This is a genomic window from Pseudomonas sp. NPDC090592, assembly GCF_044769185.1.
Taxonomy (GTDB): domain Bacteria; phylum Pseudomonadota; class Gammaproteobacteria; order Pseudomonadales; family Pseudomonadaceae; genus Aquipseudomonas.
The window spans coordinates 45,127-60,314 of sequence record NZ_JBIVXJ010000030.1 but is presented as its reverse complement, the minus strand read 5'-3'; the positions used below and the strand labels follow the sequence as shown (position 1 = coordinate 60,314).

The 15,188-nt window shown below is 64.2% G+C and carries 15 protein-coding genes; 7 read left to right on the top strand and 8 right to left on the bottom strand.

Annotated elements, in window-relative coordinates; genetic code table 11:
* Positions 1-37 precede the first annotated feature (37 nt).
* A complete protein-coding gene (locus tag ACIQUI_RS22935) occupies positions 38-1,087 on the bottom strand; it encodes an AraC family transcriptional regulator (protein WP_403202921.1) in 1,050 nt (349 codons plus the stop codon).
* A 63-nt stretch (positions 1,088-1,150) separates the two neighbouring features.
* Positions 1,151-2,014, bottom strand: coding sequence for a LysR substrate-binding domain-containing protein (locus ACIQUI_RS22930; protein WP_403202919.1), 864 nt, complete (start codon positions 2,012-2,014; stop codon positions 1,151-1,153).
* 112 nt (positions 2,015-2,126) lie between these two features.
* Between ACIQUI_RS22930 and ACIQUI_RS22925 the strand changes: the two genes are divergently transcribed.
* Both ACIQUI_RS22925 and phnX read left to right on the top strand, forming a co-directional pair.
* The gene (locus ACIQUI_RS22925; protein WP_403202917.1) at positions 2,127-3,233 is read left to right on the top strand and encodes a 2-aminoethylphosphonate--pyruvate transaminase; all 1,107 of its coding nucleotides are present in this window, start codon (positions 2,127-2,129) and stop codon (positions 3,231-3,233) included.
* A 34-nt stretch (positions 3,234-3,267) separates the two neighbouring features.
* A complete protein-coding gene (gene phnX / locus ACIQUI_RS22920; RefSeq protein WP_403202915.1) occupies positions 3,268-4,095 on the top strand; it encodes a phosphonoacetaldehyde hydrolase in 828 nt (275 codons plus the stop codon).
* A 249-nt stretch (positions 4,096-4,344) separates the two neighbouring features.
* On the opposite strand, the gene ACIQUI_RS22915 is transcribed toward phnX, so the two are convergent.
* Positions 4,345-5,409, bottom strand: a complete 1,065-nt coding sequence (locus tag ACIQUI_RS22915; RefSeq protein WP_403202913.1) for an AI-2E family transporter — start codon at positions 5,407-5,409, stop codon at positions 4,345-4,347.
* Between the two features lie 134 nt (positions 5,410-5,543).
* Here ACIQUI_RS22915 and yegQ point away from each other — a divergent pair, with 134 nt between their 5' ends.
* The 4 genes from yegQ (at position 5,544) to ACIQUI_RS22895 (ending at position 8,893) form a co-directional block, all read left to right on the top strand.
* Positions 5,544-6,878, top strand: a complete 1,335-nt coding sequence (yegQ, locus tag ACIQUI_RS22910) for a tRNA 5-hydroxyuridine modification protein YegQ (protein WP_403202912.1) — start codon at positions 5,544-5,546, stop codon at positions 6,876-6,878.
* 75 nt (positions 6,879-6,953) lie between these two features.
* Entirely contained in the window at positions 6,954-7,382 is a 429-nt protein-coding gene (locus ACIQUI_RS22905; protein WP_403202910.1) for a DUF411 domain-containing protein, read from the top strand.
* Entirely contained in the window at positions 7,382-7,819 is a 438-nt protein-coding gene (locus tag ACIQUI_RS22900) for a YqaA family protein (protein ID WP_403202908.1), read from the top strand. Before ACIQUI_RS22905 ends, ACIQUI_RS22900 begins: the two co-directional genes overlap by 1 nt.
* A gap of 75 nt (positions 7,820-7,894) precedes the next feature.
* Positions 7,895-8,893 (top strand): alpha/beta fold hydrolase, encoded by a 999-nt coding sequence (locus ACIQUI_RS22895; RefSeq protein WP_403202906.1) that lies wholly within the window; start codon positions 7,895-7,897, stop codon positions 8,891-8,893.
* 99 nt (positions 8,894-8,992) lie between these two features.
* Here the strand turns inward: ACIQUI_RS22895 and zapE are convergent, their stop codons facing one another.
* The 5 genes from zapE to ACIQUI_RS22870 form a co-directional block, all read right to left on the bottom strand.
* Positions 8,993-10,099 (bottom strand): cell division protein ZapE, encoded by a 1,107-nt coding sequence (gene zapE / locus ACIQUI_RS22890; protein WP_403202904.1) that lies wholly within the window; start codon positions 10,097-10,099, stop codon positions 8,993-8,995.
* 190 nt (positions 10,100-10,289) lie between these two features.
* The gene (locus ACIQUI_RS22885) at positions 10,290-11,441 is read right to left on the bottom strand and encodes a PQQ-dependent sugar dehydrogenase (protein ID WP_403202903.1); all 1,152 of its coding nucleotides are present in this window, start codon (positions 11,439-11,441) and stop codon (positions 10,290-10,292) included.
* A 22-nt stretch (positions 11,442-11,463) separates the two neighbouring features.
* Positions 11,464-11,781 carry a hypothetical protein gene (locus ACIQUI_RS22880; protein WP_403202901.1) on the bottom strand — a complete coding sequence of 106 codons (318 nt, stop codon included), beginning with the start codon at positions 11,779-11,781 and terminating at the stop codon, positions 11,464-11,466.
* 252 nt (positions 11,782-12,033) lie between these two features.
* The gene (gene speB, locus ACIQUI_RS22875; protein WP_403202899.1) at positions 12,034-12,999 is read right to left on the bottom strand and encodes an agmatinase; all 966 of its coding nucleotides are present in this window, start codon (positions 12,997-12,999) and stop codon (positions 12,034-12,036) included.
* Positions 13,000-13,024: 25 nt separating this feature from the next.
* The gene (locus tag ACIQUI_RS22870) at positions 13,025-14,104 is read right to left on the bottom strand and encodes a polyamine ABC transporter substrate-binding protein (RefSeq protein WP_403202897.1); all 1,080 of its coding nucleotides are present in this window, start codon (positions 14,102-14,104) and stop codon (positions 13,025-13,027) included.
* Positions 14,105-14,206: 102 nt separating this feature from the next.
* On the opposite strand from ACIQUI_RS22870, the gene ACIQUI_RS22865 reads away from it, so the two are divergent.
* Positions 14,207-15,097, top strand: coding sequence for a LysR family transcriptional regulator (locus tag ACIQUI_RS22865; protein ID WP_403202895.1), 891 nt, complete (start codon positions 14,207-14,209; stop codon positions 15,095-15,097).
* Positions 15,098-15,188: the final 91 nt, after the last annotated feature.

Here is a 15,188-nt window from a genome sequence, read left to right as displayed (position 1 = left end):
CGTGGTGGTGAAATTCCCCCGACTCTAGGGTGCGGTTTCAATCACCAGCAGCAGGAAACCCCACCTCGCCGACCACGTCTGCTCCCAACACCAGGCTGCGGTAATGCCCCGGGTTGCAACCGAACCATTTGCGAAACGCCTTGTAGAACGAACTGCCGTCGGCAAACCCCAGGCGCGCGGCAATTTCCAACATGCCCAGGCGCTCTTCGGCCAGCCAGGCGATGGCCAGTTCGCGCCGCACGCTGTCCTTGAGCCCCTGGTAACTCTGGCCTTCGTCGGCCAGGCGCCGGCGCAGGGTCGACGGCGACAGGCACAGCTGCCGGGCCAGGCCCTCTGCATCTGGCCACAAGGCCGGGTCCAGGCGCAGCAGGTCGTGGCGGATGCGCCGGGCCAGGCTGGCCGGATCGCGGTACTTGACCAGGATGTTGCCCGGCGCTTCTGCAAGAAAGCGTTGCAACTCCTCGGGGGTGCGCCGCAGCGGGATATCCAGGCAGTCGGCGGCGATGATCATGCGCGAACGCGGGCGGCCGAATTGCAGGTTTTCCGAGAACATCACCCGGTAGTCGTCGCAGAACGGCGGTTCGGCGCAGCGCAGGTCGATGGCCAGGATCGGGATGCGCCGACCAGCCAGCCAGCAGGCCACACCGTGCACGATCATCCAGAAGGTGAAATAGGTGAAGGCCCGGCGCGGTTCGTCGCGCGGTTCGTTGATGACGATTTCGCCCAGGCTCTGCTGGCGCACCAGGCTGGGCTGCAGGTCTTCAAGCATCAGCGAGAGAAACCCCAAGGCCGTCTCCAGGCCAGCGCCAAGTGTGGCGTGGGCCATACTCGCACGGCACATGAACGCCAGGCTGCCACTGCGCAGGCCGCGCGGGTCCATGGCGAAGAACTCGTCGTTGCAGCGCCGTGCCAGCAAGCGCCAGAGCCGCGCATAGGCTTCGGCGGAGACGCGTGCCTCGGGCAACGCCAGCAGGCTGGCGTCAATCCCGGCCCGGGCCAGCAAGCCGCTATCGGCCTGCCCCGCCGGGCAGGTCTGCAACAGCGCTTCGCGCACCAGCTGCATGGAGATCGTGTCTTTTTCGCGCATCGATTGTCCTGGTTGCACTGTGCTGGCCATCTTAGGCCCGCGGGCAGAAAACACCAGCCCTGCTCAAAGGCTGGCCGCCAACCCGAGAAAGGCCTGGATCAGCCGCAGCTCACGGCGCCGCTCCAGGCAGCCAAGCATGTGCTGGTTGACCAGGCCCTGCCCTGCCAGCGGCCGTGCCACCACCCGCGGATCATGGGCCACCTCAGTCGAGGAAACCACACCGATACCCAGCTGCGAGGCCACCGCCTCGGTGACCGCCTCGCGGCTGTCGAGTTCAAGCAGCACGCGCGGTTGTACCTGGGCCTGGGCGCAGGCTTTGTCGAAAGTCCGCCGGGTGGTCGAGCTGGGCTCACGTAGCACCATGATCTGCTGGTGCAACTCGGCCAGCGACAGGTCGCCTTGGCCCGACGCCCAGGCATGCCCGACCGGCAGCAATGCGCACAGGCGCGACTCGCACAGGGTCTGCAGGTACAGGCCCTGGCGCGGCGCGATTTCGGTCAGCACGGCGACGTCGGCATGCTCGGAAAGCAACGCTGCCAGGGTTTCCTGGGCATTGCCCAGGCGCAGATTGACGGTGATGCCGGGGTAGCGTTCGCGCAACATGGCCAGCATGGGCATGACCCGGTGCGGGCCATCGGCCGCCACCTCCAGGCGCCCGGTCAGCAGTTGGCGGTTGGCCTCCAGCATGGCCTGGGCCTCTTCGGCCAAACCGAACATGGCACGCGTGATGGCCGCCAGGCGGGTGCCTTCTTCGGTCAGTTCAACCCGCCGTGCGGTACGCCGCAGCAAGGTGATCTGGTAGTGCTCCTCCAACGCCTTGACGTGCCCGGTCACCGCCGGCTGGCTGATGAACAGCCGTGCGGCGGCACGGGTGAAGCTGCCCTCGCGGGCCACGGCATCGAAAGCACGTAGCTGAAACAGGTTCATATCTATCGGCCTGACTTATAGCTCGGATAACAACAAACAATTTGATTGATGGAAGCGCGGATTGCAACCTAGGCCCCGTAGTTTCACGCCACCGCTTGTGAGGAAAAACGGAATGAGCAACGCCCCTATCCTGCTGACTCCCGGTCCCCTGACCACTTCAATCCGCACCCGCCAAGCCATGCTGGTGGACTGGGGTTCCTGGGACCGCGATTTCAACCAACTGACTGCCAGCGTATGCGAACAGCTGCTGGCGATCATCGACGGCAGCGCCAGCCACCACTGCGTGCCCCTGCAAGGCAGCGGCACCTTCGCCGTGGAAGCCGCCATCGGCACCCTGGTGCCACGCGACGGCAAGGTGCTGGTGCTGATCAACGGTGCTTATGGCCAACGCCTGGCGAAGATCTGCAAAGTGCTGGGCCGCACCTACAGCACCTTCGAAACCGCCGAAGACCAGCCGACCACTGCTGCCGATGTCGACCGCCTGCTGGCTGCCGACCCTGCCATCACCCACGTGGCGCTGATCCACTGCGAAACCAGCACCGGCATCCTCAACCCGCTGCCCGAGATCGCCCAGGTGATCAAAAGCCACGGCAAGCGCCTGATCATCGATGCCATGAGCTCGTTCGGTGCATTGCCGATCGATGCCCGCGAAATCCCCTTCGAAGCGCTGATCGCCGCCTCTGGCAAATGCCTGGAAGGCGTGCCGGGCATGGGCTTTGTGTTCGCCGAAAAAACCGCGCTGGCTGCCGCCGAAGGCAATGCCCACTCGCTGGCCATGGACCTGCACGACCAGCACACGTACATGGCCAAGACCGGCCAGTGGCGCTTCACCCCGCCCACCCACGTGGTCGCGGCACTGCATGAAGCGCTGCAGCAATACAACGAGGAAGGTGGCCTGCCAGCCCGCCACCAGCGCTACGCCGACAACTGCAAGACCTTGCTCGACGGCATGGCCGCCATTGGCCTGCGCAGCTTCCTGCCGGCCGAAATCCAGGCGCCGATCATTGTCACGTTCCACGCCCCGAACGACGCCCGCTACCAGTTCAAGGACTTCTACGAGCGGGTCAAGGCCAAGGGCTTCATCCTCTATCCGGGCAAGCTGACCCAGGTCGAGACCTTCCGCGTCGGCTGCATCGGCGTGGTCGGCGCGGACGGCATGCAGGCCGCCGTGAATGCCGTGGCCGATGTGCTGCGGGAAATGGAAGTGCTGGACATCTGACCCCTTGCCCACCCGAATTCAGGAATTTGCGCACATGAACTACAGCAACCCTACCCAGCTGCAAGCCGCCATCCTCGACTGGGCCGGCACCGTGGTCGACTTCGGCTCGTTCGCCCCGACCCAGATCTTTGTCGAAGCCTTTGCCGAATTCGACGTGCAGGTGTCCATCGAAGAAGCCCGTGGCCCGATGGGCATGGGCAAGTGGGACCACATCCGCACCCTGTGCGACGTGCCGGACATTGCCGAGCGTTACCGCAAGGTGTTCGGCCGCACGCCGACCGACGATGATGTCACTGCCATCTACAACCGTTTCATGCCGTTGCAGATCGAGAAGATCGCCGTGCACTCGGCGCTGATTCCCGGTGCCCTGGACACCCTGACCGGGCTGCGCCAGGACGGCCTGAAGATCGGCTCGTGCTCGGGCTACCCGAAGGTGGTGATGGACAAGGTGGTGGAGCTGGCCGCGCAAAACGGCTACGTGGCCGACCACGTGGTGGCCACCGACGAAACCCCGAATGGCCGCCCATGGCCTGCCCAGGCGCTGGCCAACGTGATTGCCCTGGGCATCGACGATGTGGCGGCCTGCGTAAAGGTCGACGACACCGTGCCGGGCATTCTCGAAGGCCGTCGTGCCGGCATGTGGACCGTGGCGCTGGTGTGCTCGGGCAACGCCCTGGGCCTGACCTGGGAAGGCTACCGCGCACTGAGTGCCGAGAAGCTGGAAAGCGAGCGCAAGCGCATCCACACGCTGTTTGCCGGCTCGCGCCCACACTACCTGATCGACACCATCAACGAACTGCCGGAAGTGATCGCCGACATCAACCGCCGCCTGGCCAGGGGCGAGATGCCGCAGTCCTTCTAAAGACCTGCGCCATACTTGTAGGAGCGGCCTTGCGGCCCGATCGCGACACAAGGCCGCTCCTACAAGGGATCGCGACTGATCGACCCTCTGGTCGACTTCATCCTGTACGGGTGCCACGCCTGATTGCAGCTTCATCGCCGAACCCTGTGGGAGCGGGCATGCCCGCGAATCAGGCGCTGCGGAGGCAGTCACGGGCTTCGCCCGTGTTCGCGGGCGTGCCCGCTCCCAAATTGACCGCGCGCTCCTCCACTACTGCGGCAACTGCACTTGCGGCTTGGTCGCGGCAAAGATTGCCCAGCTGGACACGAACAGCGCCGCGATCAGCGGCCCGATGACAAAACCGTTGAGCCCGAACACCGCCAGCCCACCCAGTGTCGACACCAGAATCAGGTAGTCCGGCATGCGCGTATCCTTGCCCACCAGGATCGGCCGCAAAAGGTTGTCCACCAGGCCGATCACCAGTACCCCGAACGCGGTCAGTATGATCCCCGGCAATATCGCCCCGGTCATCAGGAAGTAGGCCGCCACCGGTGCCCACACGATGCCCGCCCCCACCGCCGGCAGCAGCGACAGAAACGCCATCAGCACTGCCCACACCAGTGCACTGGGAATATCCAGTACCCAGAAGATGAAGCCGCCCAACGCCCCCTGGGTAATGGCTACCAATACATTGCCTTTTACTGTTGCCCGCACCACACGGTTGAATTTCAGCTGCAACCGGCGCTTCTGGTGCTCGGGCAGCGGCACGGCCAGCCGCACCCGGCGGGCTAACTCCGCGCCTTCGCGCAGGAAGAAGAACAACAGGTACATCATGATGCCGAAGCTGACCAGGAACTCGAACGTGCCCTGGCCAAAGCTGAACGCCTGGCTGGCCAGCACCTGGCTGCCCTGGGTTGCCCATTTGGTGATCTTGTCGCGTAGCCCGTCGAGGTTGCCCATGCCCAGGTTGTCCAGGCCATGCTGGGCAAACGCTGGCAGCATGTCCTTGCCGTGCTCGACATAGCCGGCGATGTCCAGCTGCCCGCTTTCGATACGCTGATACAGCGTGGCACCTTCCTGTACCAGCAGCGCGCTGGTAATGATGACCGGCAGGATCGCCACCAGCAGGCACACCAGCGTGGTCGTGGCTGCGGCCAGGTTGCGCCTGCGCCCAAAACGGATAAGCAGATGGCGCTGCAACGGGGCGAACAGGATGCCGAGTATCACCGCCCAGAAGATCGCACCGTAATATGGCAGCAATATCCAGAAAAAGGCGATGGTCACCAGCGCCAAAAGTACTGCCAGGGCTTTGTTCTGTAGCGCGGCTTCGTTCATCGCATCTCCTCAAGTGGCTTCTGGGATATTAGTGCGCGCCGCTTGGCTAAAAGTGCCGCCACGCCCTTGATGTAAATCAATACGTGTATGGCCCGCCGGCTTTAGCATCCCCGCCCTTTGCCCCGGTGCGCACCATGACCTCTAACGCCAAGCCCGAACTGCTGGCCCCCGCCGGCACCCTGAAGACCATGCGTTACGCCTTTGCCTATGGCGCCGATGCGGTCTATGCCGGCCAGCCGCGCTACAGCTTGCGGGTGCGCAACAACGAATTCGACCATGCCAACCTGGCGCTAGGCATCCAGGAGGCACATGCCCTGGGCAAACGCTTCTACGTGGTGGTCAACATCGCCCCGCACAATGCCAAGCTCAAGACCTTCCTCAAGGACCTGGCACCGGTCATCGACATGGCGCCAGACGCGCTGATCATGTCCGACCCCGGCCTGATCATGCTGGTACGCCAGCACTTCCCGCACATGCCGGTGCATCTGTCGGTGCAGGCCAATACAGTCAACTGGGCAAGTGTGCAGTTCTGGCAACAAATGGGCCTGAGCCGGGTGATCCTGTCGCGCGAGCTATCTTTGGAAGAGATCGAGGAAATCCGCCAGCAGGTGCCGGGCATGGAACTGGAGGTGTTCGTCCACGGCGCGCTATGCATGGCCTACTCGGGCCGTTGCCTGCTGTCGGGCTACCTCAACAAGCGTGACGCCAACCAGGGCACCTGCACCAACGCCTGCCGCTGGCAGTACCACGCCACGCCGGCCACCGAGAACGCCACTGGCGACATCGTGCGCGAAGTGCAGCCCACCCTTGGCCTTGGCTCTCCCACCGAGCAGGTGTTCCTGCTGCAGGAAAGCAACCGCCCCGGCACCGAAATGCCGGCATTCGAGGACGAGCACGGCACCTACATCATGAACGCCAAGGACCTGCGCGCCATCCAGCACGTCGAGCGCCTGGCTGGCATGGGCGTGCATTCACTGAAAATCGAAGGCCGCACCAAGTCGCACTTCTACTGTGCCCGCGCGGTGCAATCGTACCGCCAGGCGATCGATGACGCCGTGGCCGGGCGGCCGTTCGACCGTACCCTGATGGGCAATCTGGAATCCCTCGCCCAACGCGGTTACACCGAAGGTTTCCTGCGCCGCCACGTGCATGACGAATACCAGAATTACCAGCGCGGCAACTCGGTGTCCGAGCGCCAGCAGTTCGTTGGCGAACTGACCGGCGTGCGGGTCGATGGCCTGGCCGAGGTCAGGGTGAAGAACCGCTTTGCCGTAGGTGACCATCTGGAGCTGATGACCCCGCGCGGCAACTACCATTTCGACTTGCACCGCCTGTGCAAACGCCAGCAGCAGGCCATCGACGTGGCACCGGGCGACGGCCACGTGGTGTACCTGCCCATCCCGGAGCAGGTTGCGCTTGGCTACGCCCTGCTGATGCGTGACCTCGGTGCCGATGAGGTGACAAGCTGACAGCACTGTAGCGTGCAACTTGGCTACCAGCCGCTTACGCTATGCTGCTGACCGAACGCTGGAAGGAGTTTCACCATGCTACGCAAACACCTGCTGGCCTTGAGCCTGCTGGCCATTACCGGCCTGGCTCAGGCCGCCGAGACCATCGACGTGTACCGCGACCCCAACTGCGGTTGCTGCAAGGCCTGGATCAGCCACCTGCGTGACAATGGTTTCACTGTCAACGACCACGTCGAGCCGAATATGAGCGCGGTCAAGCAACGCCTGGGTGTGGCGCCGCGCCTGGCGTCGTGCCACACCGGGGTAATCGACGGCAAGTTCGTCGAAGGCCATGTGCCGGCCGAGCAGGTGCGCCTGCTGGCCAAGCGCAGCGACCTCAAGGGCCTGGCCGTGCCGGGCATGCCAATGGGCTCGCCGGGCATGGAAATGGGTGACCACAAAGATGCCTACCAGGTCATCGGGGTGACCCAGGATGGCCAGGACACCGTGGTCGCCAACTACTGATGCTCAGCCTGTGGGCGCTGTTCTTCAGCGCCTTTGGTGCCGCCACCCTGCTACCGCTGCAGTCGGAAGCCGTGCTGATCGGCCTGTTGCTGCGCCAGCCCGAGGCTTGGGCGACCCTGCTGCTGGTGGCCACCCTGGGCAATGTGCTCGGCTCGGTGGTCAACTGGCTGCTGGGCCGGGCCATCGAGCACCTGCGCGACAAGCGCTGGTTCCCGTTCAGCGCGGCGCAACTGGAGCGCGCGCAGCTACGCTACCAGCGCTGGGGGCAATGGTCGCTGCTGCTCAGCTGGATGCCGGTAATCGGCGACCCGCTCACGCTCATCGCCGGCATCATGCGCGAGCCGTTCTGGCGCTTCCTGCTGCTGGTGACCTTGGCCAAGGCTGGCCGTTACGCAGTGCTAGCGATGATTACCCTGGGCTGGTTTCACGCCTGGTAACACCTTTCACCTTCCGCGTGGTCCATGGGCTGTTACATTCCCTTTTTCCTACATGGTCCAACATGGAGTGCCCCCATGCTGCGCGCAACCGCCCTGGCCTTGGCCTGCCTGGCCAGCGGTTCGGCCTTCGCCGCCGAATCGCCCACCTATGGCCCCCAGCTCGAAGGTTTCAGTTACCCGCACCCGCTCAAGCATTTTGCTTTCAAGTCCCAGGGCCAGGCCCTGCAGATGGGCTACATGGACGTGCCCGCGCAAGGCCAGGCCAACGGCCACAGCGTGGTGCTGATGCACGGCAAGAACTTCTGCGCCGCCACCTGGGAAACCACCATCGACGCCTTGAGCAAAGCCGGCTACCGGGTCATTGCGCCGGATCAGATCGGCTTCTGTACCTCGAGCAAACCGGCGCATTACCAGTACAGCTTCCAGCAACTGGCCGACAACACCCATGCGCTGCTGGAGCAGCTGGGTGTGAAGCAAACCATCGTGCTCGGCCACTCCACCGGCGGCATGCTTGCCACCCGCTATGCGCTGATGTACCCGCAGCAGGTGGAACGCCTGGCCATGGTCAACCCGATTGGCCTGGAAGACTGGAAGGCCCTTGGCGTGCCCTACCGCACTGTGGACCAGTGGTATGCCCGCGAGCTGAAGCTGGATGCCGAGGGGGTGCGCGAATACGAGCGCAAGACTTACTACGCCGGGCGTTGGAAGCCCGAATACGAACGCTGGGTACAGATGCTGGTGGGCCTGAACAAAGGCCCGGGGCATGAAGCAGTGGCGTGGAACTCGGCGCTGATCTACGACATGATCTTCACCCAGCCGGTGTACCACGAGTTCAAGTACCTGCAGATGCCAACCTTGCTGCTTATCGGCGACAAGGACACCACAGCGATTGGCAGTGATATCGCGCCGCCAGACGTCAAGGCGAAGCTGGGCAAGTATGAAGTGCTGGGGCCACAGGTGGCCAAGCTGATTCCCAAGGGTGAGTTGATCACCTTCGAAGGCATGGGGCATGCGCCACAGATCGAAGAGCCGGTGCGGTTCAACCGTACGCTGGTGGAGTGGCTGAACAAATAAAGCGGTGCCGCGCTTCCTGTGGGAGATTGCCCAGCCCATTGGGCTGCGCTGGCTCCGAGCCAACAGGGTACCTGTGTGAGCCTTGACAACCGCAGCCGATCAGGCGAAGCGTTGCAGTTGCATCTCTCGTAGCCGGCTCAGGGTCCGTTGGTACGGGAACGCCAGATACCCTTGAGTGTAAAGGGCCTCCAGCGGCACCTGCGCTTCCAGGTACAAGGCCACGCGGCGGTCGTAGCATTCGTCGACCAGGGCAATGAAACGGCGCACGGCGTCGTCCTTGGGCGACAGCGCCGGCAGTTCGCGGTCGCCCGCCACCACCCGCGCCGCCGCATCCTCGGTGCCTCGGGCAATACGCCCGGCCCGCTGTTCACCGCCCAGTACCGGAACCTCCGATACCAGAATGGCGGGGAAACGGTCGCACAGGGCCATGAACTCCATGGCTGCCAGTGGTTGTTCGCACAGGCCGGTAAAGCTGCACCAGATGGCCTGTTCGCTACGACGTACCACCTGGATATGCCTGGAGCCGATCTGCAATGGCCGATCGTTGCCGGGGTCATCCGGGCTGAGTTTGCGAAACACCTCGCCTAACTGGCTGGCCTGTCCCGGCTCTGCCACCCAGTAACGCTGGCGTTCGGCACCAGGGTGCAGGCGATGGTCCTGCTCCCCTGCCACCGGCAGCACCTGCATGTGCCGCTGGATCGCGGCGATGGCCGGCAGGAACCGCTCGCGGTTGAAGCCGTCGCGGTAGAGCTGTTCGGGTGGCTGGTTGGAAGTGGCGACAATTACCACGCCCTGGTCGAACAGTACCTGGAACAGGCGACCCAGAATGATTGCGTCGCCGATATCGTTGACGAACAGTTCGTCGAAGCACAGCACGCGGATCTGCCCGGCCAGTTTACGCGCCAACGCCAGCAACGGGTCGGCGGTACCGTTGAGCTGGAACAGGCGCTGGTGCACCCAGGCCATGAAGTGGTGGAAGTGCTGGCGCCGGCTGGGGATTCGTAGACAGCGGTGAAACTGGTCCATCAGCCAGGTCTTGCCGCGCCCGACCGGGCCCCATAGGTAGATGCCCTGGGTCGGGCGGCCCTGCTCCACGGCAAGGAAACAAGCTTGCAGGGCCTCGACGGCACGGGCCTGGGCAGGGTCGGCGACGTAGCCCTGGGTGGTCAGGGCTTGCTGGTAGAGGGATTGGGGAGTGATGGCCATGCGGCATTCTAACCGAATGCCACAACACACCTCTTGGGAATAACCTACTTGCGCAAATACAGAAGGTTGGCGCGGTCTCCTGTGGGAGCGGGCGTGCCCGCGAAGCATGCAGCGCGGTGGATGGCACGGGCTTCGCCCGTGTTCGCGGGCAAGCCCGCTCCCACAGGGGACCGCGTAACATGCCGAGTTATCAGGTTTCTGCGCCCAAACCCACCTTGAGCAATGCACCATCCTTATCATCGGTCAGCACATAGATGTACCCATCCGGCCCCACCCGCACATCGCGGATACGCGCCTTCAGGTCGCCCAGCAGGCGCTCCTCATGCACCACCTTGTCACCCTTCAGCTGCAAGCGGATCAGCTCCTGCGTGGCCAGCGCACCAATGAACAGGCTGTGGTCCCAGGCCTTGAATGTCGGGCTGTCATAGAACGCCATGCCGCTGATACCGGGCGACTTCTCCCATACATGGTGTGGGTCGACCATACCGTCGACATGCTTGCCCTTGGCCTCGGGGATCGGCAGCAGCGAGTAGTTGATGCCATGGGTCGCGATCGGCCAGCCGTAGTTCTTGCCGGGCTCGGGGATGTTGATTTCGTCACCGCCACGCGGGCCGTGTTCGTGGGTCCATAGCTTGCCGGTCCAGGGGTTGAGCGCGGCGCCTTGCTGGTTGCGGTGGCCGAACGACCAGATCTCCGGCCGCACATTGTCCTTGCCAACGAAAGGGTTGTCCTTGGGCACTTCACCATCGGGGAGGATGCGCACGATCTTGCCCTGCAACTTGTCCAGGTCCTGGGCAGTTGGGCGTTGGTTGTTCTCGCCAAGCGCAATGAACAGGTAGCCATTGCGGTCGAAAACCAGGCGCGAGCCGAAGTGGTTGCCCACCGACAGCTTGGGCTGCTGGCGGAAGATCACGCTGAAGTTCTCCAGCCGGGCGCGGTCTTCGGACAACTGGCCACGCCCGACAGCGGTCCCGGCCTTGCCGTCACTGCCCTCCTCGGCGTAGGACAGGTACACGGTGCGGTCCTTGTCGAATTCCGGCGACAGCACCACATCCAGCAGGCCGCCCTGGCCCTCGGCCCAGACCTTGGGCACGCCGTTGATCGGCGGCCCGACCTTGCCTTCAGCGTTGACCACCCGCAGGTTGCCGGCGCGCTCGGTTACCAGCATGTCCTTGCCACCCGGTAGAAAAGCCAGCGCCCACGGGTTGCGCAGGCCGTCGGCCAGGGTGCTGACGGTCAACGTGCCTGCTTCGCTGCGAAACTGTTGCTCTGCCGCGGCCTGTGCCAACAGGGGCATGAGTGCGGCGGCAGCCAGAGTGGCTAGCCAGGGTGCTTTAGGCATGCAGAATTCCTTTCATAGGGGCTCACGGCGCACGCGGGTTGTCGCGGGGTGGCCGTGTCGGTTCCAGGTTCGGGGTTTGTTGCTGTCGCCGCAGGTTGTCACCGTTGCCGATGCCGCGGTTGTCCAGGCTGGGCGTACGCTGGTACGGGTCGGTGGACGGACCGCGCACGGGGGGCGTGGCCGGCATGCTGCCTTGGCGGCTGTTGGGGTTGGCGCGCTGGATCGGGCTGTTGTAGGAGTTGTTGTTGCCCGCGGCGAGCTGCAAAGGCTGCTGCGGGGCAGCGTGTGCGGGCAGGCACAAGGCCAGGCCGAGGGCCAGGATGGGCAATGTCGGGATCATGCTTCACCTCCTGTACGAAAATGCCGCGCCTGGTGGGTTTGATAGCCTAAGGCGCGAAGGGTTCGCGGCAAAAGTGTGAATGCGGGTGGAGTTGATTCCTGATGTTTCAGTATGGGCCTATTCGGACAATGGTCATTGTGGGAGCGGGCTTGTCCCGCGAAGGGGGCCACGCGGTGCATGGCACCGGCTTTGCCGGTGTACCGCGGGCAAGCCCGCTCCCACAGAATCCCTGCTGAATCAATGAGTCATGTTTTATTCCAGGAGAGCAGCCTTGTGCCGGGCCGCATACAGGCACAGCATCTCCATCGCCAGGGTCGCCCCGGCCAATGCGGTGATGTCGGCATGGTCGTAGGCCGGCGCCACTTCCACCAGGTCCATGCCCACCAGGTTGATACCGCGCAACCCGCCCAGAATCTCCAGCGCCTGCACCGTGCTCAAGCCGCCACACACAGGCGTACCCGTGCCCGGCGCATAGGCGGGGTCAAGGCAGTCGATATCGAAGGTGAGGTACACCGGCCGCTCACCCACCCGCTGGCGAATCGCCTCAATGATCGCCTCAGTACCCTTACGATGCACCTGCCGCGCGTCGAGGATGGCAAAGTCCTGGCTGTCATCGTTGGTGGTGCGCAGGCCGATCTGCACCGAGTGGGCGGGGTCCACCAGGCCTTCACGGGCGGCATGCCAGAACATGGTGCCGTGGTCGATACGCTTGCCCTCCTCGTCCGGCCAGGTATCGCTGTGGGCATCGAAGTGGATCAGCGCCAGCGGGCCATGCCGGCGGGCGTGGGCCTTGAGCAGCGGGTAGCTGATGAAGTGGTCGCCACCGAGGGTAAGCATGGCGCAGCCCGCCTCCAGGATATGGCTGGCATGGGCCTCGATGCTGTCCGGCACCGACTGCGGCGTGCCATTGTCGAAAGCGCAGTCGCCATAGTCGATCACTGCCAGGTGGTCGAACGGGTCGAACGCCCATGGCCAGTGCCGGGCCCAGGCCTGCTGCACCGAGGCGGCGCGGATCGCCCGCGGGCCGAAACGTGCGCCAGGGCGGTTGCTGGTGGCGGTATCGAACGGCACACCGCTGACCACCACATCCACACCGCGCAAGTCGCGGCTGTAGCGGCGGCGAGAGAAACTGGTAATGCCGGCGTAGGTACTTTCTGCGGCGGTGCCATACAGGCTGTCGCGGGTTATTGCCTGGTCATTGCTTGCGGCTTGCTCCACGGTCGGGCTCCTTGGTTGTCATGAGTTACTGCCGGGTGCGGAAGGCAGTCCACAGCCGGTTGCGCTGACGCAGGTCGGACAGGGCCATGCTGCGGTCGGCAAACAGACGCTGGCGCACTGCAGCCGGCGGGTAGATGTCGGGGTCGTTACGCACCGCCTCGTCCACCAATGGCGTGGCGGCCTGGTTGGCGTTGGCGAAGAACAGGGTGTTGGTCAGCGCGGCCACCGACTCGGGCTTGAGCATGAAGGCAATGAACGCCCGGGCCGCCTCTGGATGGGGCGCATCCTTGGGGATGACCAGGTTGTCCTGCCACACCAGCGTGCCTTCCCGCGGGATGCGGTAAATCAGCTCGAACGGCTTGCCGGCACGGCGGGCCTGGTCGGCAGCCATCGCAGCATCGCCGTTGTAGGTCAGCGCCAGGCACACGCTGCCGTTGGCCAGGTCGCTGATCTGCCGGCCATTGGCGACGTAGCTGATCGAGGGCTGCAACTGGCTCAGCAGTTGCTGCGCGGCGGCCAGATCCTCTTTGTTCTGGCTGTAAGGGTCCTTGCCCAGGTAGTTCAGGGCCACGCCGATCACTTCCTGCGGCGAATCGGGCATGGCGATGCCACAGTCCTTAAGGCGGCTGGCGTACTCGGGCTTGAACAGCAGGTCGAGGCTGTCCAGCGGCACGTCACCCAGGCGCTGGCGCACGGCCTCCACGTTCACACCCAGCCCCAACGTGCCCCAGGTGTACGGCACGGCATGGCGGTTGCCGGGGTCGGCCTCGGCGAGCTTGGCCAACAGGTCCTTGTCGAGGTTGCTGTAGCCGGGCATGGCCTGGGGGTCGAGCGGTTGCAGGGCGTTGGCCCTGAGCGCCCGGGCCAGCACGGTAGACGATGGCACCACCACGTCGTAGCCACTGCCACCGGTAAGCAGCTTGGTTTCCAGCACTTCGGTGGTATCGAAGGTGTCGTAACGCACCTTGTAGCCGGTTTCCTGTTCGAAACGCTTGAGGGTTTGCGGGGCGACATAGTCGGCCCAGCTGTAGAGGTTGACGACCTTTTCTTCGGCTTGCAGCGGCAAAGCCAGGACCAGGGACAAAAGGCACAACGATCGACGCATGGCGGACACCTCGGCAAATGGGTGGATGCCGCGAGCATGGCAGCCGGGTTACATTGCAGGAATGGCAAGTTTGCAAAGCTGACATTCACCAGGAGCAATGTAATGCTTGGACAGGTACACGACCCCGACCTGCACCTGCTGCGGCTGTTCGTCACTGTAGTCGAGGCCGGAGGCTTCAGCGCCGCGCAAGGCGTGCTGGGCCTGAGCCAGCCCACCATCAGCCAGCGCATGGCGCAGCTGGAAGCTCGCCTGGGTTACCGCCTGTGCAGCCGGGGCAAGGGTGGTTTTCAGCTGACGGAAAAAGGCGCGTTGCTATTGGAGGCGGCCCGTGGGCTGCTGCTGAATATCGAACAGTTTCGCCAGCAGGCCAACGGTGTTGCCGGGCGGCTGCTGGGGACGGTGCGCGTCGGCATGGCCGAAGACCAGGACAAGGCCGTAAGCCTGAAGCTGGCGGCGGCGATTGCAGCGTTTCGCAGACGAGATGAGTCGGTGCAGCTGGAGCTGATCAGCGCCCCCCCGGCCGAGCTGGAGCGGTTGTTGCTGGAGCAGCGGCTGGACTACGCCATCAGCTACTTTTCCGGCAACCAGGCGGCTTTCGATTACCAGCCGCTGTTCGAGGAGCGGCAACGGCTGTATTGCGGCAAGGGGCATGTGCTGTTTGGCGAAGCGGATGTGGGGCTGGAGCGCTTGCTGGAGACGGACCAGGTGCGCCACCCCTACCGGTTTCTGAAGAGCGGTGAGCCGTTCCAGAGCCGGCGCAGCATGGCGGTGGCTGAGCAGATCGAGAGTGTGCTGACGTTCATTTTGTCGGGGCGGCACATTGGCTATCTGCCATGCCATTGCGCACAGCCGTGGGAGGCCGATGGTATGTTGTGGGCATTGGACGACGGGCTGGATTTTGTGGTGCCGTTCACCCTGGCACGGCACCGGTCACAGTTGGTGGGTGAGGCGCAGCAGGCCTTTGCGCAGGATTTGCTGGCAGCGTTCGCCTGAACTGGCCCCTTCGCGGGCTCGCCCGCTCCCACAGGTACTGCACCGCTTTCAGCACCTGTGGTGAACCTGTGGGAGCGGGTTCACCCGCGAA

Coding starts and splice junctions, on each gene's coding strand:
- ACIQUI_RS22895 (WP_403202906.1), top strand. CDS start 7,895: ATGCTGCGCGCAACCGCCCTGGCCTTGGCCTGCCTGGCCAGCGGTTCG.
- ACIQUI_RS22915 (WP_403202913.1), bottom strand. CDS start 5,409: ATGAACGAAGCCGCGCTACAGAACAAAGCCCTGGCAGTACTTTTGGCG.
- ACIQUI_RS22935 (WP_403202921.1), bottom strand. CDS start 1,087: ATGCGCGAAAAAGACACGATCTCCATGCAGCTGGTGCGCGAAGCGCTG.
- ACIQUI_RS22900 (WP_403202908.1), top strand. CDS start 7,382: ATGCTCAGCCTGTGGGCGCTGTTCTTCAGCGCCTTTGGTGCCGCCACC.
- ACIQUI_RS22905 (WP_403202910.1), top strand. CDS start 6,954: ATGCTACGCAAACACCTGCTGGCCTTGAGCCTGCTGGCCATTACCGGC.
- phnX (WP_403202915.1), top strand. CDS start 3,268: ATGAACTACAGCAACCCTACCCAGCTGCAAGCCGCCATCCTCGACTGG.
- ACIQUI_RS22880 (WP_403202901.1), bottom strand. CDS start 11,781: ATGATCCCGACATTGCCCATCCTGGCCCTCGGCCTGGCCTTGTGCCTG.
- yegQ (WP_403202912.1), top strand. CDS start 5,544: ATGACCTCTAACGCCAAGCCCGAACTGCTGGCCCCCGCCGGCACCCTG.
- ACIQUI_RS22930 (WP_403202919.1), bottom strand. CDS start 2,014: ATGAACCTGTTTCAGCTACGTGCTTTCGATGCCGTGGCCCGCGAGGGC.
- ACIQUI_RS22925 (WP_403202917.1), top strand. CDS start 2,127: ATGAGCAACGCCCCTATCCTGCTGACTCCCGGTCCCCTGACCACTTCA.
- ACIQUI_RS22865 (WP_403202895.1), top strand. CDS start 14,207: ATGCTTGGACAGGTACACGACCCCGACCTGCACCTGCTGCGGCTGTTC.
- ACIQUI_RS22870 (WP_403202897.1), bottom strand. CDS start 14,104: ATGCGTCGATCGTTGTGCCTTTTGTCCCTGGTCCTGGCTTTGCCGCTG.
- ACIQUI_RS22885 (WP_403202903.1), bottom strand. CDS start 11,441: ATGCCTAAAGCACCCTGGCTAGCCACTCTGGCTGCCGCCGCACTCATG.
- zapE (WP_403202904.1), bottom strand. CDS start 10,099: ATGGCCATCACTCCCCAATCCCTCTACCAGCAAGCCCTGACCACCCAG.